This is a genomic window from Mycobacterium sp. ITM-2016-00318 (assembly GCF_002968285.2).
In the GTDB taxonomy this organism is placed as follows: Bacteria; Actinomycetota; Actinomycetes; order Mycobacteriales; family Mycobacteriaceae; genus Mycobacterium.
Genome location: NZ_CP134400.1, coordinates 4,168,253 through 4,191,820, shown reverse-complemented (window position 1 = coordinate 4,191,820; position 23,568 = coordinate 4,168,253). Strand labels below are relative to the sequence as shown.

The following is a 23,568-nucleotide window of genomic DNA, read 5'->3' as shown; positions in this document are numbered from 1 at the left end:
ATGACGGTGCGCCGGCTTGCCGCGGTCGATGCCCAGTCGTACTGGATGTCAGCGAAGGTACCCAACGACGCGTTCCTGCTGTACGGATTCGCCGGAGTGCCAGCCGATCTCGAACAGGCCATCGAAGTCATTCGCGCCCGGGCCGCCGACTGTGCGGAGCTTCGTCTGCACATACACGAGGGCAGCGCGCTGACCTATCCGGCATGGGTCGGCGGCTCCATCGACGCAGACCGGATCACGGTGCATGCGCTCGGGGATAACAGCTGGGCGGCCTGCCTGGCGGCCGTCAGCAGCCTCGCCGACCATAAACTCGACCCGCGGGCGTCGCCCTGGCGAGTCCACGTCTTCACCCCTGTCGACGGCGTACCCACCGTCGCGGGACCGGGCACGGTGGCCGTCGTGCAGATGTCGCACGCCTTCGCCGACGGCGTCAGGTCATCAGCGCTGGCGGCGCGACTGTTCGGTCGAGAGGTCGACATCGCGCCGGTGCCCACACCGCGGCTGCGCGGCGTCACGCTGCCCTGGCGAAGCCTCGTCGCTGCCCGCGCACACCGTCAGCTGGTCCGCGATACCGACGCGGGCCTGGTGCCTCCGCAGGCGCCTACAAGGCCCGCTCTGCGCAGCAATGCACGGCCTGCGGGTCTGCGCAGCGTGCGCACCCTCATCAGGCGCCGTGACCGACTGTCCGGCCCGACCGTGACCGTCGGCGTGCTGTGCGCGGTGTCCACGGCGCTGTCGGCTCAGCTGCGGGACCTGGGCGACGACCCGTCGACGCTGGGGGTCGAGGTGCCGATGGCGAAAACCACTGCACGAGAGGCGAACAACCACTACGGCAATGTCGGTGTCGGGCTGTATCCCGAGCTGAGCCTCCACGAGCGCGCGACACGAATCGCCGCCGACCTCGCTGATCGCCGTCGCCGTGCGCAACACCCCGCGATGCGGGCCGCCAGCCGAGCGTTCGCGGCGGTCCCCGCGCCGGTGCTGCGCTGGGGTGTGGCGCAATTCGATCCGGGCCTGCGTTCGCCTGTCGTCACCGGCAACACCGTCGTGTCCAGCGTCAACAGGGGAGCGGCGGATCTGCACTTCGGCGGAGCACCGGTCGCGATGACCGCCGGATACCCGGCGTTGTCGCCGATGATGGGCCTCGGGCACGGCGTGCACGGAATCGGTGACACCATCGCCGTAAGCGTGCATGCCGCGGAGTCGGCGGTCGGCGACGTCGACGACTATGTGGCGCGACTCGATGCCGCGCTGCCAGGATGAACGCCGTGCCCGACTCTGTCGCCTTCCTGACCGGCGACGACGCCGCGAACCTCCACGGTGCGGTGCTCAGCGTGGACGGCGGCTGGGCGGCCGTTCAGTGGCACCGGCGATGACCGAATCGACGCGCGAGGCTAGAACACGTTCTAGTCTGTGAGGCCATGGGATTCCTGAAGCCCGATATGCCCGTCGTCGACTTCGCGGAATGGGTCAAGGGCAGCCGCTCGGAGAAGATCCGTCCGATGGCACGGCACTGGGCCGAGGTCGGCTTCGGCACGCCGGTCGTGATGCACCTGTTCTATGTCGTCAAGATCCTGCTCTACATACTCGGTGGCTGGATGTTCGCCCTCGCCACCAAGGGCGTCGACGGCTTCACCGAGGTCGGCCAGTGGTGGACCGAGCCGATCGTGTTCGAGAAGGTCGTGCTCTACACGATGCTGTTCGAAGTCGTGGGCCTGGGCTGCGGCTTCGGGCCGCTGAACAACAGGTTTTTCCCACCACTGGGATCGATCCTCTATTGGTTGCGGCCCAGGACCATTCGGCTGCCTCCGTGGCCCGACCGGGTGCCCTTGACCAAGGGCACCGCCCGCTCGCCCATCGACGTCGCGCTGTACGGGGCGCTGCTGGTGGTGCTTGTCATCGCGCTGTTCTCTGACGGAACCGGTCCTCTTCCCGCGCTGGGTACCGAGATCGGTGTGCTGCCGATGTGGCAGATCTGGGCGGTTCTGGGGCTGCTCGCGGTGGCGGGTCTGCGGGACAAGGTGATCTTCCTGGCTGCCCGCGGCGAGGTGTATGGATCGTTCACCGTCGCATTCCTGCTCGCCGGCTACGGGGTCGACATGATCATTGCGTGCAAGCTGGTGTGCGTCGCGATCTGGATGGGCGCGGCGACGTCAAAGCTCAACAAACACTTTCCGTTTGTGATCTCGACGATGATGTCGAACAATCCGCTGATCCGCACCAAGTGGCTCAAGCGCAGGTTCTTCGAGAACTTCCCCGACGACCTGCGACCGGGCCGGGTGTCGCGCTTCATCGCGCACTTCAGTACCGCGGTCGAGATGCTGGTGCCGCTGGCGCTGCTGTTCTCGCACGGCGGCTGGCCGACGGCGATCGCCGCATTCGTGATGCTGTGCTTCCACTTCGGCATCCTGTCGGCGATTCCGATGGGCGTGCCGCTGGAGTGGAACGTCTTCATGATGTTCTCGGTGATAGCGCTTTTCGTCGGCCACGCCGAAGTCGGTCTGTCAGATTTGACGACGCCGCTTCCGGTCGTGCTGTTCGCCGTGCTCGCGACGATCGTGGCGCTCGGAAACGTGTTCCCCCGCAAGATCTCCTTCCTGCCGGGGATGCGGTACTACGCCGGTAACTGGGATACGTCGTGGTGGTGCATCAAGCCGTCGGCGAACGAGAAGATCGAGCGCGGCCTGGTCGCGATCGCGAGTATGCCCGCCTCTCAGCTCCAGAAGTTCTACGGGAGCGAGGAGCAGGCGATGATCTACCTCTACAAGGGTTATGCGTTCCGCGGGTTCAACTCTCACGGCAAGGCGTTGCTTACGCTGGTGCACAACGCGCTGGCGGGCCGCAACGAGGATGACTACGTCATCACCGAGGGCGAGCGACTGTGCAGCACCGCGGTCGGATGGAACTTCGGCGACGGGCACATGCACAACGAGCAGTTGATCGATGCGATGCACGAGCGCTGCCACTTCGAACCGGGAGAGGTGCGCGTCATCCTGCTGGACGCCCAGCCGATCCATCAACAGCGGCAGAGATACCGGTTGGTCGACGCCGCCACAGGAGAATTCGAGCGAGGCTATGTCAACGTCGCCGATATGGTGACGGGTCAACCGTGGACCGACGACATCCCCGTGCACGTCGAATGGTCCTCGGAGGATGCGTCGAGTCTGCGGACAGATCGCAACTCGACGCAATAACGCGATCTCCCCGCAGAATCGAGGACTTAGCCGACCACGTCGCGGACCTTGACGCTCTCGAGTCCTTTCAACAGCAGGTTGCGGGTCGTGTCGAGGTGTTTGCGCCAGTGCGCTTCCGCGGCGGCGCCGTCGCCTGAGCGCATGAACTCCATCAGCCGGTGATAGGACCGCATCACCTTGTCGTAGTCGGGCTTCGACACGGGTCTGCGTTCCTTGAACACGAAAGCCATGTGCCGCACCTGTATCTCGTGCAGCATGCCTGCCATCATGCCGAGCGTCGCATTGCCGGACAGCTCGACCAGCCTGCGGTGAAACTCGCCCGTCGTCTCGGCAAGGCGGCCCGACTGCCATCCGGCGGGGATGCCCTCGTCGAGCATGCGGTCGAGTTCGTCGAACGCCTCAGTGGAGCCAGCCTCGGTGAGCAGGCGCACCGCCATCGGCTCGATGCCGGAGCGGGCGGTCATCACATCGGAGATGGTCGCGCCCGACAGTTCGAGCAGCAGACCGGCGGGGCGGGCGACGATCTCGGGGCCGGGCACCCGCACACGGGCGCCGGTGCGCGAGCCGCGCCGTACCTCGACCAGCCGCTCGGACTCGAGTACTCGGACGGCCTCGCGCAGCGTCGGCCTGCTGACGCCGAAATGCGCCATCAACTCGGCCTCGTTGGGCAGGTAGTCGCCCTCCTTCAGCTGGCCGTCGACGACCATGCGGCGCAGTGTCCCTGCGACCAGTTCCGCGGTCTTGGGCGAGCGGATCGGCGCGCCTGCGGCAGACGGGACCGCGTCGGGGCCGATCATCGGCGCCAACGGCGTGCTACGGGCCACCACCACTCCCATGAGACGTCGATACCGGCCGGTGTGCCAGGTGTACAACTCAGTAAACCATGTTGCATATCCGGACTAACGGTACTTGCACTCAGGGCTCCGGCGAGCCGCACGTGCGATTCGGCCAGTCTCTCGAGCGGAAGATTGCGGAATTGGGCACCGCCGTCGGAAAGTGGCGAAGCCTTGACGGCATGACCGACGACATGTGGGGGACCGGCGACTACAAGGCGGTGGCGGAGAAAGTGACGCCGATCGCCGACGTTCTCGTGGTGCGTGCAGAAATCGAACCCGGAACGACAGTCCTCGACGTCGCATGCGGGACGGGCAACGCATCCATCGCAGCGGCACAACTGGGTGCGAGAGTCACCGGCCTGGATTTCTCGCCGGGTCTGATCGCAATAGCGCGCGAACGCGGACTCGAGGCGAATGTCGAGGTCGAGTGGCTCGAGGGCGATGCGCAGTCGCTTCCATTCGACGATGACTCCTTCCACCGCGTGATCTCTGCGATCGGGCACATGTTCGCGCCTGATCACACGCGGACAGCTGACGAGTTGCGCCGTGTATGCCGAAAGGGTGGGCGCATCGCGATTGCCTGCTGGACGCCGGAGGGCAGTATCGGCGCAATGTTCCAGCGACTCGGCGAGATATCACCGCCACCGCCGGAGGGCTTTCAGTCCCCACTGCTGTGGGGAACCGAAGCACATGTGCGCGAAATGTTGGGTGAGCCTGTTCAATTCGAGCGGCACGACGTCGAGTTCGACGAGCCGTCGCCTCAGAGCTACGCCGATTTCATGCTGACCAGCTTTCCGCCATTGATCGCCATGCGGGCCGAGCTTGGCGACGAGTTGGTTCGCGAGACATATGCGCGTTGGGTCGATGACGTCAACGAGGCCGACGACGGAAGGCTGCGTTACCGCGGCCATTATCTCGTCGCGGTAACCGACAAACTCCCAGCGTAGCCAGGCTAGGGATGTAACCATACGCGTGTGGCGTGCACGGCCTGCGGCACAGAATTGTCGCCCACTGCCAAGTTCTGCAGCGAATGCGGGACGGCGACGTCGTCGACGGCGCAGCTTGCCGAGTACAAGCAGGTGACCGTGTTGTTCGCCGACGTGGCGCGTTCAATGGACATCGCCGCTTCGGTTGGGCCTGAGCGATTGCGCGAGATCATGGCCGAACTGCTCGATCGGTCCACCGCGGTGGTGAAGCGTCTCGGGGGGACAGTCGACAAGTTCACAGGCGACGGGCTCATGGCGGTCTTCGGCGCCCCTATCGCGTTGGAGGACCACGCTCTCCGCGCATGCATGGCCGCGCTGGAGATCCAGAGCGGCACCGGAGAGCTGGCCACCGAGGTCGGCGATCGTGACGGTATCGAGTTGAGGCTACGGGTCGGGTTGAACTCCGGTCAGGTGATAGCCGGCGAAATCGGCTCCAGCAGGACTGGTTACACGGCGATCGGTCAGCAGGTCGGGCTCGCACAGCGTATGGAGGCGGCGGCACCTCCCAGCGGAGTGATGCTGAGTGAGTCAACCGCACACCTGGTCGAGAACATCGTCGTGCTAGACGAGCCCGAATCCGTTTGCATCAGGGGCGTCGACAAACCGGTGCCTGCCAGACGGCTGCTCGCCATCGGCGAACACGAGGCGCGGCGGCGCAATGACACTCCTCTCGTGGGACGGACCTGGGAGCTCAACGCCGTCAGCGCGCTGCTCGACGAAGCCGTCGACGGTGGGGGAAGCGTGGTGGCCGTCGTCGGTCCGCCGGGAATCGGCAAGAGCCGCCTCGTTCGCGAGACAGTCGCCAAAGCGTCGGGCCGCGGGGTGCCGGTGTTCACCACGTACTGCGAATCCCACACCACCGACATCCCTTTCAACGTGATCGCTCGACTGCTGCGGGCGACCACCGGCATCGGCGGGCTGAGCAGCCACCTGGCGCGGGAGCGTATTCGAGCCATTTTGCCGCAGGCCAACGCCGAAGACGTGCTGCTCGTCGACGACCTGCTCGGTATCGCTGCTCCGAACACCCTGCTGCCCGACGTCGGGCCCGATGCGCGGCGCAGGCGGTTGACGGCGCTCGTCAACGACGCCGCTCTCGCCCAGCGTGATCCCAGGGTGGTCGTTATCGAGGATGCGCATTGGATCGACGCGGCGAGTGAATCGATGCTCGCGGACTTCATGGCCGTTAGCGCGCAAGTGCCGTCGCTGATGCTGATCACCTACCGCCCGGAGTACCGCGGGGCGTTGAGCGCGGTGCCCGGTGCGCAGACCATTGCGTTGCGGCCGTTGAGTGATGCGCACACGACGGCATTGACCTCGGAGTTGGTCGGCGGTGACTCGTCGGTTTCGGAGCTGGTCGATCGCGTTGCCCGGCGTGCCGCCGGAAACCCGTTCTTCGCAGAGGAGATTGTGCGTGACCTGTCCGAACGCGGCGTGCTGGCCGGCGAACCAGGTGCTTACAGAGTCGTTGAATCGGTCGAGGACGTCGACGTGCCGGCCAACCTGCAATCGGCCATCAGTGCCCGCATCGACCGTCTGCCCGCGGCTGCCAAGCGGACCCTCAACGGGGCAGCGGTGATCGGCTTGCGGTTCGACGCCGAGCTATTGAGTGAGCTCGTCGATGATGCGGACATCGGTCCACTGGTGACGGCCGAGATCGTCGACCAAGTGGCATTCATCGATCCGGCGGAATACGCGTTTCGGCACCCATTGACTCGCGCAGTCGCATACGAGTCGCAGCTGAAATCCGATCGCGCTGCGCTCCATCGCCGACTCGCCGCCGCGATCGAAGGGAGTGGCGGCACGGATGAGAAGGCGGCGATGATCGCGCAGCATCTCGAGGCGGCGGGGGAATTCCATGCGGCCTTCGGCTGGCACTTGCGTGCCGCGACATGGTCGACCTTCCGCAATTTCGCTGCCGCACAGTCAAGTTGGATGCGAGCACGTCAAGTCGCGGATCTGCTGCCTGAGGATGATCCCGACAGGGTGTCGATGCGTATTGCACCGCGCGCTCTCCTCTGCGCCAACGAGTACCGCATCCGAAGCGGCCACGCAGACCAGTCGTTCACCGAGCTCAACGAGCTGTGTACGGCCGCGGGGGACAAGCGCTCTCTGGCGATCGGTCTTGCCGGTATCGCATTGGCAGACCAGCTCGAGGGGCGCTTCGGCGAAGCGGCCACGCTCGCTTCTCAACTGGTGCAGCTGCTCGATTCGATCAACGACCCGACCCTGACTCTGGCGCTTTCTGTCGCCTACCTGAACATCAAGCTGGACTCGGGTCAATTCGGTGAGACGCTCGAATTGGCCAGTCGCGTCATCGAAGTTGCTGAGCACCGAGCCGACGGGGCACCTTTCATCTCGGTATCTCCCGCCGCGAACGCCATGGCCATAAGGGGTTCAGCACGGTGGGCGATGGGCCTCCCAGGGTGGCGAGAGGACTTCGCCGAAACCTTCAAAGCGGCGGCAGCGATCGCCCCGGAGTTTCGTTCCGGGACCTTTTGGATCGTTTACCTTCACGCGATACCGAACGGTGTGTTGCGCCCAGACGAGAACATCGAAGACACAATCACCAGAATCGCAGCGGCCGCGGATCGCTTCGGTGAACAGATCCCCGTCGACATGGCACGGACCGCACGCGGCATTACGCTCGTCCATCGAGGGGGTCCTGACCTCGACATCGGGTTCAGACTCCTTCAAGAGTCACACGACGCCGGTCGGCGGGGTCTTTACAGCATCCCGGGCAACTTGCCCGTGGTTGACATACATCTCGCGCGTGAACGCGCACGCAGAGGAGACTGCGACGGCGCGATCGAGTTGGTACGTGGAGTGTTAGAAAGTTACCGGCGGCGTGGTGAGTTCTTGTGGTTGGCGGTGACAACCGCGACGCTCGTCGAGGCGCTGCTGCGGCGTGGTCGTCACGCCGATGTGTCCGAAGCACGGGCCGCTATCTCAGAGCTTGCGGCGGTGCCGACCGAACCCGGTTGCGTCCTCAACCAGATCTGGCTGCTGCGGTTGCACGCGTTGTTGGCACAGACCGAGGGCGATGAGCAGGGCTATCGCGAGTACCGCGACCGGTACCACAAGATGGCCAATGACCTCGGCTTTGAGGGCCATATCGCCTGGTCGGCCGGCATGGTGTGACCCACCAACCAGTAGGTTGACCTAGTAAACCTAGTTCCTCTACCGTCAAAGTGGACCTCTGTGCGAGAACTCACCGAACTTTCGAAGGAGAAATGTGATGGCTGAAGCCGTAATCGTCGAGGCTGTGCGGTCGCCGGTCGGCAAGCGCAATGGCGGACTCTCGGGCGTGCACCCTGCCGAACTCTCGGCCCAGGTTCTCAACGGCCTCGCCGAGCGAACCGGTATCGACCCCGGCATCGTCGACGACGTCATCTGGGGCTGCGTGATGCAGGCGGGCGAGCAGGCCCTCGACATCGGTCGCACCGCATTGCTCACCGCGGGCTGGCCGGAGAGCGTCGCCGGTGTGACCATCGACCGGCAATGCGGGTCGAGCCAGCAGTCGATCCATTTCGCCGCCGCCGGTGTGGTGGCCGGGCACTACGACGCCGTCGTCGCCGGTGGTGTCGAGTCGATGTCGCGCACCCCGATGGGCGCATCGTTGGCCAACGGTGGGAACCCGTATCCGCAGGGCTTCAAGGATCGCTACAAGAAGACCCCGAACCAGGGCATCGGCGCCGAGATGATCGCCGAGCAGTGGGGCCTCGACCGGACCGCCGTCGACGAGTTCTCGCTCGGGTCACACGAGAAAGCCGCCGCTGCACAGGATTCCGGCGCCTTCGACGACCAGATCGTCGCCATCAAGGATCAGGACGGGAACCCGGTACTCAAGGACGAAGGCATCCGTCGCGGCACCACTCTCGAGAAGATGGCCACGCTGAAGCCGGCGTTCAAGGAGGACGGCGTCATCCACGCGGGCAACTCGTCGCAGATCTCCGACGGCGCAGCGGCACTGCTGTTCATGTCCGCCGAGAAGGCGAAGTCGTTGGGCCTCAAGCCGCTTGCCAAGGTGCACACCGCGACGCTCGCCGGCGCGGACCCGGTGATCATGCTGACCGCCCCGATTCCCGCCACGCAGAAGGCGCTGAAGCGCTCGGGCCTGAGGCTCGAGGAAATCGGTGTGTTCGAGGTCAACGAGGCGTTCGCGCCTGTGCCGCTGGCGTGGCTGAATGACATCGGCGCCGACGAGAAGAAGCTCAACCCCAACGGCGGCGCTATCGCGCTCGGCCACCCGCTCGGCGGTTCCGGTGCCCGCATCATGACCACGATGCTGTACCACATGCGGGACAAGGGAATTCAGTACGGGCTGCAGACCATGTGTGAGGGCGGCGGACAGGCCAACGCCACCATCATCGAGCTGTTGTGACAGATGCCGTGGCACCCGCCGCTCTCACCGAGCGGCGGGGCAACGTCATGGTCATCACGCTGAACCGGCCTGAGGCGCGCAACGCGGTCAACAGTGCGGTGAGCATGGCCGTCGGAGACGCGCTGCAGGAAGCGCAGGACGACCAGGAGGTACGTGCCGTGGTCATCACCGGTGCAGGTGAATCCTTCTGCGCTGGAGCTGATCTCAAGGCCATTTCGCGGCGGGAGAACCTGTTTCACCCCGAACGCGGCGACTGGGGTTTCGCGGGCTACGTCCACCACTACATCGACAAGCCGACGATCGCCGCGGTCAACGGCACCGCGCTCGGCGGCGGCTCCGAGCTCGCGCTCGCCAGCGATCTGGTGGTGGCGGAGGAGCGCGCGAAGTTCGGGCTGCCCGAGGTCAAGCGCGGCCTCATCGCCGCTGCCGGGGGCGTGTTCCGCATCGTCGATCACCTGCCACGCAAGGTCGCGATGGAGTTGATCTTCACCGGCGAGCCGATGAGTTCAGCCGACGCGCTCAAATGGGGACTGATCAACCAGGTGGTCGCCGACGGCACCGCGGTTGATGGCGCGCTGGCGCTCGCCGAACGGATCACCGCCAACGCGCCGCTCGCAGTCTGGGCGAGCAAGCGGGTGGCGATGGGCGTCGACGACGGCGTCATCACGGGTGACGAACGCGGCTGGGGCAGGACCATGCGCGAAATCGGCACGCTGATGCGGTCCGAGGACGCCAAAGAGGGTCCACTCGCCTTCGCCGAGAAGCGTCAGCCCGTCTGGAAAGCGCGCTAGCCCGCGGGCGCTTCAGCGCCGGGCACGACCTCGGCGTTCGGCGTCGGGGTCGTCGGGGTGGTCGTGGTCGTCGTCGTGGTGCTCGACGAGCCACTCGCCAACGCCTGGATGGCCTCGGGTGGTGACGCGGGGTCCAGCACCTTGTCGATGATGTAGATCCGCGCGTTCTGCGCCTGTATGCCGCCGCAGATCAACTTGGCGGTGTCATTGACCTTGATGTCGCCGTTCTTGCCGTCGACCTTGATCTCGGCGCCCTCCTGGGTGGGACGCTGCCCGTGTACGTCTTCAGGGCCCAGCAGGCCGAGGAACACGTGGTAGTAGTCGAGCCGGGTCAACGCCGCCGGATCGGCCTTCAGGGCGTCCACCTGGCCGGGCTCGAGAGCGGCGAACGCGTCGTTGGTCGGGGCGAAGACCACGTAGGGCCCGTTGTCCAACACCGACGCGATGTTGACCTCGGGATTCAGCCCACCGGAGATCGCGGAGTTGAAGGTGCTGATGTCCGGGATGCTGGCCAGCGCCTTGCTGACCGGTACGTCGTTGAGCGCTTTCCAGTTGGGCACGGCCTTCTTGAACGGGTCGCAGTTGCCCTGGGGATCGGGAATCTCGACCTGTGCCTTCGGCGTGGGCGAGGGCTCCGGATCGGCATATGCGGTCACCGCCAGCGGGATCGATGCCCCGATCGCGGCGATTGCCGCCGCTGCACCCAAGGTCTTGCTGGTGCGAGTCTTCACGTTGGTGCTCCTCAGCTCGTCAGTCGATACGCATGTTAGGTGGACTGATCGACCAATGCCAAAGTCAAGATCACCCAGAGCTCATGTCACAGGTGCGCTGACCTGCGCTTTCCGGACATTCGCACAGAGTCCCGCTGCAACGATGCAGAGAACTGCCGCGAGGTAGAACGCAAGGTTGTACTCGCGCCCTGCAGATCGCGCAATTTCCCGGCCCCTGCGGCCGCAATCGCAGCGCCGAGCTGGTGCGACGCGAACACCCGGCCGAACACCACCGGCGTACGAGCGCCGAAGTAGTTGCGGCACAACACGGCCGCAAGGTGTACCAGGGCGCCTGACCGTCGTCGCGAACCTTCACATACCAGTCGAAATTTCGGCGATTTCTCGAACGGGGAGGAACGTTCGCGCAACGATGGCGCGCATGGCCGAGCCGCTGATCGTCCCCATTCGCGGTCGCGCGCCCGAGATGCACGCCGAGAGTTGGGTCGCGCCGAACGCGACCCTGATCGGTCAGGTCGTACTCGCGGCCAGGGCGAGCGTCTGGTACGGCGCGACGCTTCGCGCCGAGGCCGAACCGATCGAGATCGGGTTCGGCACCAACATCCAGGACGGTGTCACCATCCACGTCGACACCGAGTTCCCCGTCAGAGTGGGCGCGGGCGTCAGCGTCGGGCACAACGCCGTGCTGCATGGCTGCGAGGTCTCCGACGACGCGCTCATCGGCATAGGCGCGGTCATCCTCAACGGCGCGCACATCGGACAGGGCTCGTTGATAGCGGCCGGAGCACTGGTGCCGCAGGGCGTCGTGGTGCCTGCCCGATCACTGGTGACCGGCGTGCCGGGAGCGGTGCGGCGCGAACTCAGCGATGCCGAGATCGCCAACAACCGCCACAACGCGCAGGTCTATCAGCGGCTCATCGAGCTTCACCGGGCGGCGCTGGACTGAGTGCGTCGGGTTCCCGTCAGCCGCCGCTGGGTATCTGGCTACGGTGAATTCAATGCGAACTCTGGTCACCGGCGCCACCGGGTACGTCGGCTCCCGGCTCGTCACCGAACTGCTGTCCCGAGGCCACCACGTCGTCGCCACCTCACGAAAGGCCGAACGGCTCGCCGATTTCGGCTGGTCGGACGAGGTCTCGGCGGTCTCGCTAGACGCTCACGATCCGACGTCCGCGCGGAAAGCGTTCGCGGAGGCGGGGCCGGTAGACGTCATCTACTACCTGGTGCACGGCATCGGCCAACCGGACTTTCGCGACGCCGACAACGCCGCGGCGACCAACGTCGCCGTGGCCGCAAAGGAAGCCGGCGTGCGGCGCATCGTCTACCTCGGTGGCTTCGTGCCCGAGGAAGGCGAGCTGTCCGAACACCTGACCAGCCGCGCCGAAGTCGCCGAATCGCTTTCCATCGACGGCGGACCCGAGGTGGTCTGGCTCGGTGCGGCGATGATCATCGGCGCGGGCTCGACCTCATTCGAGATGCTGCGCTACGTCGGAGACCGCTTCCTGCTGATCCCGTCACCGGCCTGGATGACCAACCCGATGGATCCGATCTCGATTCACGACGTCCTCTACTACCTCGTTGCCGCGGCGGATGGCGACACCGTGCCCGCGGGCGCCTACGACATCGCCGGACCGGAGTCGACGACGTACCGCGACCTGTTGGCCGCATACGGTCGCGCGACCGGCAAGTGGCGGGCTAGTGTGCCGATTCGTGGCGTTGGTACCGGCGTGGTGTCGATGGTGGCTCCGGTCGTACTGCCGGTACCGGGCGGATTGGCCGCCGATCTCGTTGAGTCGCTTGATCATCCGATGAAAGCGTCCGACGGACTTCGTGAGCTCGTCGCCGATCCGCCTGGCGGTCTGGTCGCGATCGACGACGCCATCAACCGGTCGTTATCCAACGGCCGTGCGCGGCCGGTGAACGAACTCGAAGACCCACACCACCTCGCCGACACCGATCCGGTGTGGGCGGGAGGCGACGCGCATCGCATCAAGCAGGTCGCAAGGACGATCACCCCGCCGATCGCCCGCCCCGCCCTCGGCCTCCTCAACGTCGTACCAGGACCCGTCGCCGCAGCGTTGCGGACCGGGCTCGACAGTCTCATCAACCTCGTACCGAAAGAACCTCCGGCATGACAGAGCCGATCATCAGCGAGCACCCGACGCCGCATCCTCCCTTCTTCCAAGAGTTGAAGGAGAACCTGACCCGGGTTGCCGTTCCGTACCACGAACCGCCCGCGGTGGTGCGGCGACGACGCATCATCGTCGCCGTCATAGTGGTGGTCGGCGCGACGCTGCTCGGCTACTCGCTCGCGCGCGATCCCGGCGATGATTCGTTCTACGGGCTCACCCTGGCGCTGGCCGGGGTGTGGGCGCTCGGCGCGCTGCTCGCGCGTCCGTTGCATCTCGGACACGTGCGGTTCTTCGGGCGCAATCAGCGGCCGGTCATCAGCGGCACGGTCATCGGGCTGGTGCTGGGCGGCGTCTTCATTCTGGGCGGTTTCATCGTCCGCGAGGTTCCGGCGCTGCGCGACTATGCAGCCCAGGTCCTGGAGTTCGCCACTCAGGGCAGCTTGCCGCTGGTCGTCTTCATCACCGTGATCAACGGGCTGGCAGAAGAGATCTTCTTCCGCGGTGCGCTGTATTCAGCACTCGAAAAGCACCATCCGGCAATCATTTCCACAGTCGTCTACGTCATCGTCATCGGAGTGTCGACGCTGAACCCCATGCTGACGTTCGCCGCGGCCGTCCTCGGCGCGGTGTGCGCGTTCGAGCGCCGCGCGACCGGGGGAGTGCTCGCATCGATACTGACCCACATGGTGTGGGGACTGATCATGGTGCTTGTACTCCCGCCGATCTTCGGCGTCTAGTGTCCTGAGTCGTTAATCCGCGCTCAGCCGCTAGACTGGGATCATGCCGAGTCCAGTAGCGATGAGCGTTGTGTTGAGCGACGATGAGCGTGAGCAGTTGCAGGCCTGGGCGCGTCGACCTAAGAGCGCTCAGGCGCTGGCCCTGCGTTCTCGCATAGTTCTTGCCTGTGAAGGTGATTCGAGTAATACGCAGATCTCCCGGGAGCTGGGCGTGACCCGCGGGATGGTGACCAAATGGCGCAACCGGTTCGCCGTTGATCGCCTCGACGGCTTGCTCGATGAACCGCGGCCGGGCCGGCCCCGCGTCGTGGAGGATGCCCGCATCGAGGAGCTGATCACTGCCACGCTGGAGACGGCCCCCCGAAACGCCACTCAGTGGTCGACCCGGTCGATGGCCGAGCACCTGGGACTGTCGCAGTCGATGGTGTCGCGGGTGTGGCGGGCATTCGGCCTGGCACCGCATAAACAGGATTCCTGGAAGCTGTCCAAGGATCCGTTGTTCGTGGCCAAGGTCCGCGACGTCGTCGGACTGTATCTGAACCCACCGGAACGGGCCATGGTGTTGTGTGTTGATGAGAAGACCCAGATTCAGGCGCTCAATCGCACTGCGCCGGTGTTTCCGATGTTGCCCGGAATCCCCGCGCGAGCCAGCCACGACTACGTCCGCCACGGCACCTCAAGCCTCTATGCCGCACTGGATCTCAGCACCGGAAAGGTGATCGGTGCGCTGCACACACGCCACCGGGCCACCGAGTTCCTGGCCTTCTTGAAGACCATCGACGCCTCCGTACCCACCGACCTGGACGTGCACCTGGTGCTCGACAACGCCTCCACCCACAAGACGCCGGCAGTCCAGCGCTGGCTGTTGGCGCACCCGCGGTTCGTCCTGCACTTCACCCCGACCAGCTCGTCATGGCTCAACCTGGTCGAACGGTGGTTCGCCGAACTGACCACCAAGAAACTGCGTCGCGGCACCCACACCTCGGTGCGCCAACTCAACACCGACATCAGGGCTTGGATCGACACCTGGAACGACAACCCCCGGCCCTACGTCTGGACCAAAACCGCCGACCAAATCCTCGCCAGCATCGGCAACTACTGCCAACGAATTAACGACTCAGGACACTAGCGCAGCGGGCTCGCCAGCTCGTCGTCACGCATCCGCGCCGCGCGCATCGCGATGGCCGCGAACACAACCGGTGCGACGCCGGCGACCAGGAAAATGGTCTCCATCGAGACGACCTTCGACAGCGGTCCGACGATCGCGAACGACACTGGCATGAAGGCGAGCGAGACGAAGAAGTCCAGGCTCGAGACCCGGCCCAGCATCTCCGTTGGCACCCGCCGCTGCAGGAGCGTGCCCCAGATGACCATCCCAGCGCCGTCGGTGACGCCGATGATGAACGTGGCGACGGCCATCAGGGGGAACGACGACGTGAAGCCGACCACCACGAGCGGAATGGAGCCAAGGCTCCACATCGCCATCATCACCGAGAGGTAGCGGCGCGGTAGCCGCCTCGACGACACCGCGAGCGCGCCCAAGGCGCTGCCCATCCCGAAGAAAGCGAGGACGAAGCCATAGGACCTCGCCCCGTCGTGGAACCGGTCGGCGGCGATGAACGGGAGCAAGACCTCGATCGGGCCAAGCACCACCAACACGAACATGCTCGCGAACAGCAGCGTCCACAGCAGCCACGGCGTGCGCAGCATGAAGCCGAAGCCGTCGCGTAGGTCGCGCAGCACGTGTGGTTGCACGTGATCATGTTTTGCGACAGACGCTTTCGTCGCGGGCCGAGTGGCCACCAGCAGCACGAGTCCGATGGCGAACAAGACCGCTACGGTGGTGGCGCCCAGCGCGGGGAACGTCGCACCCACCACGATTCCGGCGACCGCAGGGCCGACTGCGCGCTGGAAGACCGGGCGCACAACGCCTTCGACCCCGTTGGCCGCTAGGAGCTGGTCGGCGGGCAGGATCCTCGGCAGGATCGCGCTGTATGCGGGAAAGAAGAACGCCGCCGCGGTGCCCATCGCCGCTGAAGCCACCGCAAGATGCCAGACATGCAGCGCGCCAACGAGTCCCAGCACCGCTATGGCCGACGATGCGAGCACGTTGACCGACTCGGTGGCGATGATGATCGTGCGCTGTTTGATCCTGTCCGCGGTGATTCCGCCGACCAGGACGAACGCGACGAACGCTGCGCCCCAGCACGTCGTCACGATCGACAACGACACCGGGTTGTTGTCGAGTTCGATCACCTGCAGGGCCAACACCACCGCGAACATGCCGTCGGCGAAGATCGACAACGACACCGCGGCGATCAGCAGGCGGTACTCGCGGGAGCGAAACGGTACGAGCACACGCCATCGACCGGCGTCGGCCACCGGGATGTCGTATTGCGTGCTCACGCAGACGATGGTCGCTGACGGGTGATCGCCGCGTCCACCGAATTTTGTTCGCCGAGATCGACGTAATGGCGCTCTGTACTCGCACTTTTGCGCCCGAGCGTTGGTTTGGGCGGCAGAGTGAATCAGGTATCGGTGAAGGTGGCCGCGCGCCGTTCCTGGAAGGCCTTGATGCCTTCGCGGTAGTCGGTGCCGCGCAGCAGCGCGGCCTGCCCGGAGTGTTCGCGTTCCAGGGCGGCTTCGAGTTCGGCCAGCGTCGTGGAGTTGATCGCGTCCTTGGTCTTCGCCAGCGCGACCACCGGACCGCGGACCAGCGTCGCGATCACCTTGTCGACTTCGGCGTCGAGTTGATCGGCCGGATACACCGCGGTCACCAGGCCCGCCTGAAATGCCTCCTCCGCGTGAATCTTGTCCGCCAGCAATGCCATCCGCATCGCCCGGACACGGCCGACGGCCGCCGCCACCAAAGCCGAGGCGCCGCCGTCGGGCATCAACCCGATCTTGGTGAAGGCGAGCATGAAATAGCCCTTGTCCGAGGCGATCACGATGTCACATGCCAGCGCCAGCGACGCGCCGACGCCCGCTGCGGGCCCCTGCACGACGGCGACCACGGGCCGGGGCAGCGCCACGATGGACCGGATCGCCCGGTTCGCGGCGTCGAGCACCGTCAGGCCGCCGGCCTTCTTGGTCTGATCGTCTGCGCTGATACCCGCACCGGAGCTGAACCCGCGACCGGCACCCGCCAGACGCACCACCTTGACCTGCGGGTCGGCGGCGGCGGCGGCCAGCGCGTCGGCGATGCCGTCGAGCATCGTCGCGGTCAGGGAGTTGAGGCTGTCCGGGCGGTTCAGCGTCAACGACAGCACGCCGTCGGCGACGCTCACCTCGAGCCCGTCGACGCTCACATACGCTCCCGTGCCGGAGTCGATGGAAGTCATGGGTGAACCTTAGATTCGGGCGCGGACGAGAGGAGCACGAGGTCCTACCGAGCCGACGATGAGTCCACTTGGTTATACAAGTAAGCTATGTCGCGGTCAACTACGGGAGGCGGGTTCTTTTCAATGGCGGGACCACTGCAGGGTTTGCGAATCGTCGAATTGGCGGGCATCGGCCCCGGCCCGCACGCGGCGATGATCCTCGCCGATCTCGGCGCCGACGTGGTGCGCGTCGAGCGCCCCGGCGGGACCGGCGGAGTGCCGAAGGGCAGCCACGAGGCCATGAACCGCAACCGCCGCGCGGTGGCGGCCAACCTGAAGTCCGACGAAGGCCGCGAGCAGGTACTCGCGCTGGTCGCGAAGGCAGATGTGCTGATCGAGGGGTACCGGCCCGGCGTCACCGAGCGGCTCGGCCTCGGGCCCGATGACTGCGCGAAGGTCAACGAGCGGTTGGTGTACGCGCGGATGACGGGCTGGGGCCAGACCGGCCCCCGCAGCCAGCAGGCCGGCCACGACATCAACTACATCTCGCTCAACGGCTTGCTGCACTCCATCGGCCACAAGGACGAGCGGCCCGTTCCACCGCTGAACCTGACCGGCGACTTCGGTGGCGGCTCCATGTTCCTGATCGTCGGCGTCCTCGCCGCGCTTTGGGAACGACAGACCTCCGGCAAGGGACAGGTCGTCGACGCGGCCATGATCGACGGCTCCAACATTCTGATGGCGATGATGTGGGGCATGCGCGCGGGCGGACTCTGGTCCGACGAGCGCGGTACCAACATGCTCGACAGCGGCGCGCCGTACTACGACACCTACGAGTGCGCGGACGGCCGCTACATGTCGATCGGCTCGATCGAGCCGCAGTTCTACGCGGAACTGCTCAAGGGTCTGGGCCTCGACGGTGAGGATCTCCCCGCCCAGCAGGACGTCAGCCGTTGGCCCGAGCTGCGGGCCCGGATCGCCGAGGTCTTCAAATCGAAGGACCGCGACCACTGGGCCGAGGTGTTCTCCGGCAACGACGCCTGCGCCACCCCCGTGCTGTCGTTCGCCGAGGTGCAGAGCGAACCGCACATCACCGAGCGCGACACCTTCTATCTCGACGGCGACATCCTGCTGCCCTCGCCCGCGCCGCGGTTCTCCCGCAGCGTGCCGCCTACTCCCAAGCCGTTGGGCGAGCCGGGTACCGACATCGAAACCGTTCTGCGCGACTGGAATTAGGTAAGGACTTCTTCGCGCGAACAGACGCAAATGTGCCGCGACACGCCGTGGAGAGGGAACTTTTGCGTCTGCTCGGCGATAGAGACGACCCGCTCGCTCGAAATGAAAGGAACGCACTAAGTGGAGATCAAAGACTCCGTAGCCGTCGTCACCGGAGGCGCCTCCGGTCTCGGCCTGGCCACCACCAAGCGGCTGCTCGACAGGGGCGCATCGGTGGTCGTCATCGACCTCAAAGGTGAGGAGGGCGTGTCGGAACTCGGCGAGCGCGCCCAGTTCGTCGAGACCAACGTGACCGACCCGGACGCGGTCAGCGCGGCTCTGGACGTCGCCGAGAAGATGGGCCCGCTGCGCATCAACGTCAACTGTGCGGGCATCGGCAACGCGATCAAGACGCTGGGCAAGGACGGCCCGTTTCCGCTCGACGGCTTCAAGAAGGTCATCGAGGTGAACCTCATCGGCACCTTCAACGTGCTGCGGTTGGCCGCCGAGCGCATCGCCAAGACCGAACCGGTGAACGGTGAGCGCGGCGTCATCATCAACACCGCATCGGTCGCGGCGTTCGAGGGCCAGATCGGCCAGGCGGCGTACTCCGCGTCCAAGGGCGGGGTCGTCGGCATGACCCTGCCGATCGCCCGCGACCTGTCGCGGGAGTTCATCCGCGTGGTGACCATCGCGCCGGGGTTGTTCAAGACCCCGTTGCTCGGCTCGCTTCCCGAGGAGGCGCAGGCCTCGCTGGGCAAGCAGGTGCCCCACCCGGCCCGCCTCGGCGACCCTGACGAGTACGGCGCGCTGGCCGTGCACATCGTCGAGAACCCGATGCTGAACGGCGAAGTGATTCGCCTGGACGGCGCGATCAGGATGGCTCCGCGATGACGATAAGGACGAAGTTCACCGAGACGTTCGGGGTCGAGCACCCCGTCGTGCAGGGCGGTATGCAGTGGGTGGGTCGCGCGGAACTCGTGGCGGCCGTCGCGAATGCCGGTGCGCTGGGATTCATCACCGCGCTGACGCAGCCGACGCCTGCGGACCTGGCCCGCGAGATCGCGAAGTGCCGGGATTTGACCGACAAGCCGTTCGGCGTCAACCTGACGATCCTGCCGACCATCAACCCGCCGCCGTATGACGAGTACCGGCAGGTCATCGTCGACGAAGGCATCAAGATCGTGGAGACCGCGGGATCCAACCCCGCGCCGCATCTGCCGATGTTCCACGACAACGGGATCAAGGTGCTGCACAAGTGCACCTCGGTGCGCCATGCGGTCAAGGCCCAGAGCCTCGGCGTCGACGGCATCAGCATCGACGGATTCGAATGTGCCGGGCATCCCGGCGAGGACGACATCCCGGGCCTGGTGTTGATTCCCGCGGCGGCGGCCAAGATCGACATCCCGATGATCGCCTCCGGCGGCTTCGCCGACGGGCGGGGACTGGTGGCCGCGCTTGCACTGGGTGCCGACGGCATCAATATGGGCTCGCGGTTCATGTGCACGGCCGAGTCGGCGATCCATCAGAAGGTCAAGGAAGCCATCGTGGCGGGCACCGAGCTCGACACGGAGATGATCTTCCGGCCGCTGCGCAACACCGCTCGCGTCGCAAGCAATGCGGTGTCGCGCGAGGTGGTGCAGATCCTCAACAACGGGGGCCAGTTCGAGGACGTGAAAGACCTGGTCGCGGGTTCGCGCGGGGTCAAGGTCTATGAAATTGGTGACGTGGACGCGGGCATCTGGTCGGTCGGCACGGCGATGGGTTTGATCAACGACATTCCGACGTGCGATGAGCTCGTGTCGCGCATCGTGTCCGACGCCGAGGAACTCATCACGGAGAAGTTGTCCGGCATGGTCGACGTGTCCGCGGAAGTAAACGTCGCATAGGGCGGACTTTTTGAGCCAAACAAAAGATCAACGAGGGCCTCGAACGGGGCAAACTGTCTGACGGGTCAACGCGCTCGGTGCGAGCGCGTTGCCTCAGACTGCGTAGGGCAGCTGCTGGATATCGTCGAGCTGCTCGGAGGTGTCGCCCTCGACGAGAACATCGCCGTGGTAGAGCGCCTCGAAGTCAACCTTGATGACATCAGCACTGGTGTCGTCGATCCACATGACACAGAGCGTATGGGTCACCATTAAGGAATCTTTGAGTCACGATTCGCAATATCGTGGCAATTCTTACCGCCGGGTAGGGTCGCGGGTTACTGGCGAGTAGCTGACCTGCGATTACGCCGGTGAGCTGAAATGAATGGGATTTGTGCCGTTCAACACGATCCACGTGAGGATCGCCATGGCGAACGCCAGAACGAGTAATCCGGTCGCGATCTTCACCGACCATCGGCGCCTGCCCAGGACCTGGGCGTCCACCGAATACTCGCCGGCGCCGGTGAACAGCAGCGTGGCGGCACCGATGAACAACAGGAACGGCACGTTGAAGGGTTCCGACCAGAACGCGCCCCGCGAAACGTTGACAGCCCAAGCGCAGATCATGGCGCCGACGACCGCACATGCAGACAGCGGCGTCAACAGCCCGAGGACGAGCCCGATACCGCCCGCGGTCTCAGCGATCGTCACCATCAACGCCCCAACCGTCGGCAGGCTCCAGCCGCCGGAGTCCATGAAGCCCACTGTCGTGCCGAAGTCGAGCGCTTTGATAAGCCCCGCCTGAAGCATGGCGGCGCCGACGCCGATGCGAAGAATCAGCAGGCCGACGTCGGCCGGGGACGTGGACAGTCGCGTGGTGTCGGTGGCGTCCATGCCATCGAGCCTATGGGCCTGTGAGGATCCTGTGGATGTCATGCAGTACTGACCAATGATGGCCGCTGAATTAATCGTGCACGTTGCACCGATGAACGCTTCTGCGTCCCCGGACGTGGTTATCAAGGAAAGGACGCGTTGACGTTGGTAAGTTACCGTTGGTAACTTACCGGTGGTAGCCGCATACTGCTTCGAAGGGATTCGATGTGCTGCAACAGATCGCCCGGTTGGCCATCCGCGCCCCGAAACGGATCATCGCCATTGCGCTGCTGGTGATGGTGGCAACCGGCATCTTCGGTATCCCGGTCACCAAGAGCCTGTCAGCCGGCGGATTCCAGGACCCGACCTCGCAATCCGCCAAGGCCAAGCAGTTGCTCGTCGACAAATTCGGCCAGGGCGACATGCAGCTCGTCATCAGCGTGACGTCGGAGCAAGGAGCGCAGACCCCCGAAGCTAGATCGGTCGGCACCGATATCGCCTCCCAGCTGTCGGACTCACCACACGTGGCTGACGTGACGTCGGCATGGACCGCGCCGCCACCAGCCGCCCCGGCGCTTCTCAGCAAGGACGGCAAGACCGGGCTGATCGTCGCGGGCATCTCCGGCGGTGAGAGCGACGCACAGAAGTACACCAAAGAGCTCACCGGCCGACTGGTTCATGACCGCGACGGCGTCACCGTGAAGGCCGGCGGCGAGGCGATGATCTACGTGCAGATCAACGGCCAGAGCGAACGGGATCTGCTGCTCATGGAATCCATCGCGATCCCACTGAGCTTCATCGTCCTGGTGTGGGTGTTCGGCGGGCTGCTGACGGCGGCTCTGCCGTTGGCCGTCGGCGGATTCGCGATCCTGGGATCGATGGCGGTGCTGCACGCCGTCACCTTCGTCACCGACGTGTCGGTCTTCGCGCTGAACCTTTCTGTGGCCCTGGGTCTTGCCCTGGCCATCGACTACACGCTGTTGATCGTCAGCCGATACCGCGATGAACTCGCGTCAGGGTCTGGCCGCGAGGAAGCCTTGGTCCGCACCATGGCCACCGCAGGCCGGACCGTTCTGTTCTCGGCGATGACGGTGGCGCTGTCGACGGTGGCGATGGTGCTGTTCCCGATGTACTTCCTGAAGTCGTTCGCGTACGCGGGCGTCGCCGTGGTGGCGTTCGCCGCGTTCGCCGCGATCGTCGTGACCCCAGCGGCGATCGTGCTGCTGGGCGATCGGCTCGACTCATACGACGTGCGCCGCCTTCTCCGTCGCATCCTCGGCAGACCCGAGCCTGCTGCCAAGCCGGTGGACGAGACCTTCTGGTATCGCTGCACCAAACTCGTCATGCGTCGGGCTATTCCGATAGGTATCGTGATCGTCGCTTTGCTCCTTCTGCTCGGGGCGCCCTTCCTCGGCGCCAAGTGGGGCTTCCCCGACGACCGTGTGCTACCCAGCTCGTTGTCGGCCCGCGATGTCGGCGACCAGATGCGCAACGACTTCGCCGTCGACTCGGCGAGAAACATCACGATCGTGATTCCCGACGCCGCCGGGGTGCCGCCCCAGGATCTCAGTCGCTACGCCCAGGAACTGTCCGCCGTGCCGGGCGTGACATCCGTGTCATCGCCGACGGGCGCGTTCGTCGACGGGGCACCTGCCGGACCGCCATCGGCTGCAGCGGGTTCGAAGGACGGCAGTGCCTTCCTGACGGTCGTCAGCAGCGCGCCGTTGTTCTCGGAAGCATCCGGAAGACAGCTCGACGAGGTGCGAGCCGTGATCACGCCCGCCGGAAAACCGGTCGAGATCACGGGTGTGGCCCAGCAGAACGAGGACATCTCGACGGGCATCACGGATCGATTGCCATTGGTGCTCGGCGTGATCGCCGCCATCACCTTCGTGTTGCTGTTCCTGCTGACGGGCAGCGTCGTGCTCCCGTTGAAAGCGCTGCTACTCAACGTCTTGTCGTTGACCGCGGCGTTCGGCGCCCTGGTGTGGATATTCCAGGAGGGGCACCTCGGTGCATTCGGGACCACCCCCACAGGGACGCTTGTCGCGAACATGCCGGTGCTGCTGTTCTGCATCGCGTTCGGGCTGTCGATGGACTACGAAGTCTTCCTGATCAGCCGCATCAGGGAGTACTGGCTGTCCCTGCCGGGTAAGACGCGCGCCGACAACGACGAGGCCGTCGCGCTCGGGCTGGCCCGCACCGGCCGCGTCGTCACCGCAGCGGCAGTGGTGATGTCGATATCGTTCGCGGCGTTGATCGCGGCGCAGGTGTCGTTCATGCGGATGTTCGGTCTCGGCCTGACGCTGGCGATCCTCGTCGACGCCACCCTTGTGCGCATGCTGCTGGTGCCTGCCTTCATGCATGTGCTCGGCCGCTGGAACTGGTGGGCGCCCAAGCCGCTGGTCCGGCTGCACGAACGCATCGGCATCAGCGAGTCGGCGGACGACTTGATACCGCCTGCCGAGAAACGCGAGCGGGCGGCGGCCACGGTGACGGAGAGCGGGTGA

Annotated in this window: 20 protein-coding genes and 1 pseudogene; 14 read left to right on the top strand and 7 right to left on the bottom strand. The window is 65.4% G+C overall.

The genetic code is table 11. From position 1 onward, the window contains the following. Together C6A82_RS20465 and C6A82_RS20460 are read left to right on the top strand one after the other, a co-directional pair. Positions 1 to 1,263 carry a WS/DGAT domain-containing protein gene (locus C6A82_RS20465; RefSeq protein ID WP_105344944.1) on the top strand — a complete coding sequence of 421 codons (1,263 nt, stop codon included), beginning with the start codon at positions 1 to 3 and terminating at the stop codon, positions 1,261 to 1,263. Positions 1,264 to 1,421: 158 nt separating this feature from the next. After that, complete coding sequence (locus tag C6A82_RS20460; RefSeq protein WP_311101433.1) at positions 1,422 to 3,194, top strand: DUF3556 domain-containing protein; 1,773 nt, start codon at positions 1,422 to 1,424, stop codon at positions 3,192 to 3,194. 26 nt (positions 3,195 to 3,220) lie between these two features. Here the strand turns inward: C6A82_RS20460 and C6A82_RS20455 are convergent, their stop codons facing one another. Next, positions 3,221 to 4,018 (bottom strand): FadR/GntR family transcriptional regulator, encoded by a 798-nt coding sequence (locus tag C6A82_RS20455; RefSeq protein WP_105342079.1) that lies wholly within the window; start codon positions 4,016 to 4,018, stop codon positions 3,221 to 3,223. Between the two features lie 191 nt (positions 4,019 to 4,209). Between C6A82_RS20455 and C6A82_RS20450 the strand changes: the two genes are divergently transcribed. The 4 genes from C6A82_RS20450 to C6A82_RS20435 all read left to right on the top strand — a co-directional run bounded on the left by C6A82_RS20450 (position 4,210) and on the right by C6A82_RS20435 (position 10,188). Next, complete coding sequence (locus tag C6A82_RS20450; protein WP_105342077.1) at positions 4,210 to 4,977, top strand: class I SAM-dependent methyltransferase; 768 nt, start codon at positions 4,210 to 4,212, stop codon at positions 4,975 to 4,977. 27 nt (positions 4,978 to 5,004) lie between these two features. Beyond that, a complete protein-coding gene (locus C6A82_RS20445) occupies positions 5,005 to 8,154 on the top strand; it encodes an AAA family ATPase (RefSeq protein WP_105342073.1) in 3,150 nt (1,049 codons plus the stop codon). A gap of 97 nt (positions 8,155 to 8,251) precedes the next feature. Further along, positions 8,252 to 9,397, top strand: a complete 1,146-nt coding sequence (locus tag C6A82_RS20440) for a thiolase family protein (RefSeq protein ID WP_311101432.1) — start codon at positions 8,252 to 8,254, stop codon at positions 9,395 to 9,397. Further along, positions 9,394 to 10,188, top strand: a complete 795-nt coding sequence (locus C6A82_RS20435) for a crotonase/enoyl-CoA hydratase family protein (RefSeq protein WP_105341532.1) — start codon at positions 9,394 to 9,396, stop codon at positions 10,186 to 10,188. The genes C6A82_RS20440 and C6A82_RS20435 overlap by 4 nt, the downstream gene beginning before the upstream one ends. Here the strand turns inward: C6A82_RS20435 and C6A82_RS20430 are convergent. Both C6A82_RS20430 and C6A82_RS20425 read right to left on the bottom strand, forming a co-directional pair. Then, entirely contained in the window at positions 10,185 to 10,919 is a 735-nt protein-coding gene (locus C6A82_RS20430; RefSeq protein ID WP_105341534.1) for a fasciclin domain-containing protein, read from the bottom strand. The genes C6A82_RS20435 and C6A82_RS20430 overlap by 4 nt on opposite strands. A gap of 81 nt (positions 10,920 to 11,000) precedes the next feature. After that, positions 11,001 to 11,233, bottom strand: a pseudogene (locus tag C6A82_RS20425) (MFS transporter); the annotation flags it as partial. A 95-nt stretch (positions 11,234 to 11,328) separates the two neighbouring features. Between C6A82_RS20425 and C6A82_RS20420 the strand changes: the two are divergent. The 4 genes from C6A82_RS20420 to C6A82_RS20405 are packed head-to-tail and all read left to right on the top strand — an operon-like array spanning position 11,329 to position 14,914. After that, complete coding sequence (locus C6A82_RS20420; RefSeq protein WP_105341536.1) at positions 11,329 to 11,862, top strand: gamma carbonic anhydrase family protein; 534 nt, start codon at positions 11,329 to 11,331, stop codon at positions 11,860 to 11,862. 43 nt (positions 11,863 to 11,905) lie between these two features. Then, positions 11,906 to 13,051 (top strand): NAD(P)H-binding protein, encoded by a 1,146-nt coding sequence (locus C6A82_RS20415; protein WP_311101431.1) that lies wholly within the window; start codon positions 11,906 to 11,908, stop codon positions 13,049 to 13,051. Positions 13,052 to 13,062: 11 nt separating this feature from the next. Then, complete coding sequence (locus C6A82_RS20410) at positions 13,063 to 13,785, top strand: lysostaphin resistance A-like protein (protein WP_396836830.1); 723 nt, start codon at positions 13,063 to 13,065, stop codon at positions 13,783 to 13,785. A 43-nt stretch (positions 13,786 to 13,828) separates the two neighbouring features. Further along, on the top strand, positions 13,829 to 14,914 hold the full coding sequence (locus tag C6A82_RS20405) for an IS630 family transposase (protein WP_311101430.1): 1,086 nt from the start codon (positions 13,829 to 13,831) through the stop codon (positions 14,912 to 14,914). Here the strand turns inward: C6A82_RS20405 and tet(V) are convergent. After that, positions 14,911 to 16,173, bottom strand: a complete 1,263-nt coding sequence (tet(V), locus tag C6A82_RS20400; protein WP_199193570.1) for a tetracycline efflux MFS transporter Tet(V) — start codon at positions 16,171 to 16,173, stop codon at positions 14,911 to 14,913. The two genes, C6A82_RS20405 and tet(V), sit on opposite strands and share 4 nt — an antisense overlap. Positions 16,174 to 16,313: 140 nt before the next feature. Next, the gene (locus C6A82_RS20395) at positions 16,314 to 17,126 is read right to left on the bottom strand and encodes an enoyl-CoA hydratase (RefSeq protein ID WP_105341527.1); all 813 of its coding nucleotides are present in this window, start codon (positions 17,124 to 17,126) and stop codon (positions 16,314 to 16,316) included. Between the two features lie 123 nt (positions 17,127 to 17,249). On the opposite strand from C6A82_RS20395, the gene C6A82_RS20390 reads away from it, so the two are divergent. From C6A82_RS20390 to C6A82_RS20380, 3 genes are all read left to right on the top strand, one after another. Next, on the top strand, positions 17,250 to 18,341 hold the full coding sequence (locus C6A82_RS20390) for a CaiB/BaiF CoA-transferase family protein (RefSeq protein ID WP_105341529.1): 1,092 nt from the start codon (positions 17,250 to 17,252) through the stop codon (positions 18,339 to 18,341). A gap of 120 nt (positions 18,342 to 18,461) precedes the next feature. Next, complete coding sequence (locus tag C6A82_RS20385) at positions 18,462 to 19,214, top strand: 3-hydroxyacyl-CoA dehydrogenase (protein WP_105341419.1); 753 nt, start codon at positions 18,462 to 18,464, stop codon at positions 19,212 to 19,214. Further along, positions 19,211 to 20,209: a nitronate monooxygenase family protein gene (locus C6A82_RS20380; protein WP_105341421.1), complete on the top strand. Its 999-nt coding sequence runs from the start codon at positions 19,211 to 19,213 to the stop codon at positions 20,207 to 20,209. The genes C6A82_RS20385 and C6A82_RS20380 overlap by 4 nt, the downstream gene beginning before the upstream one ends. Before the next feature lie 93 nt (positions 20,210 to 20,302). Here the strand turns inward: C6A82_RS20380 and C6A82_RS20375 are convergent, their stop codons facing one another. Then, complete coding sequence (locus C6A82_RS20375) at positions 20,303 to 20,434, bottom strand: hypothetical protein (RefSeq protein ID WP_105341424.1); 132 nt, start codon at positions 20,432 to 20,434, stop codon at positions 20,303 to 20,305. Positions 20,435 to 20,548: 114 nt separating this feature from the next. Beyond that, complete coding sequence (locus C6A82_RS20370; protein WP_105341423.1) at positions 20,549 to 21,079, bottom strand: DoxX family protein; 531 nt, start codon at positions 21,077 to 21,079, stop codon at positions 20,549 to 20,551. Between the two features lie 206 nt (positions 21,080 to 21,285). On the opposite strand from C6A82_RS20370, the gene C6A82_RS20365 reads away from it, so the two are divergent. Continuing rightward, complete coding sequence (locus C6A82_RS20365; RefSeq protein WP_311101428.1) at positions 21,286 to 23,568, top strand: MMPL family transporter; 2,283 nt, start codon at positions 21,286 to 21,288, stop codon at positions 23,566 to 23,568.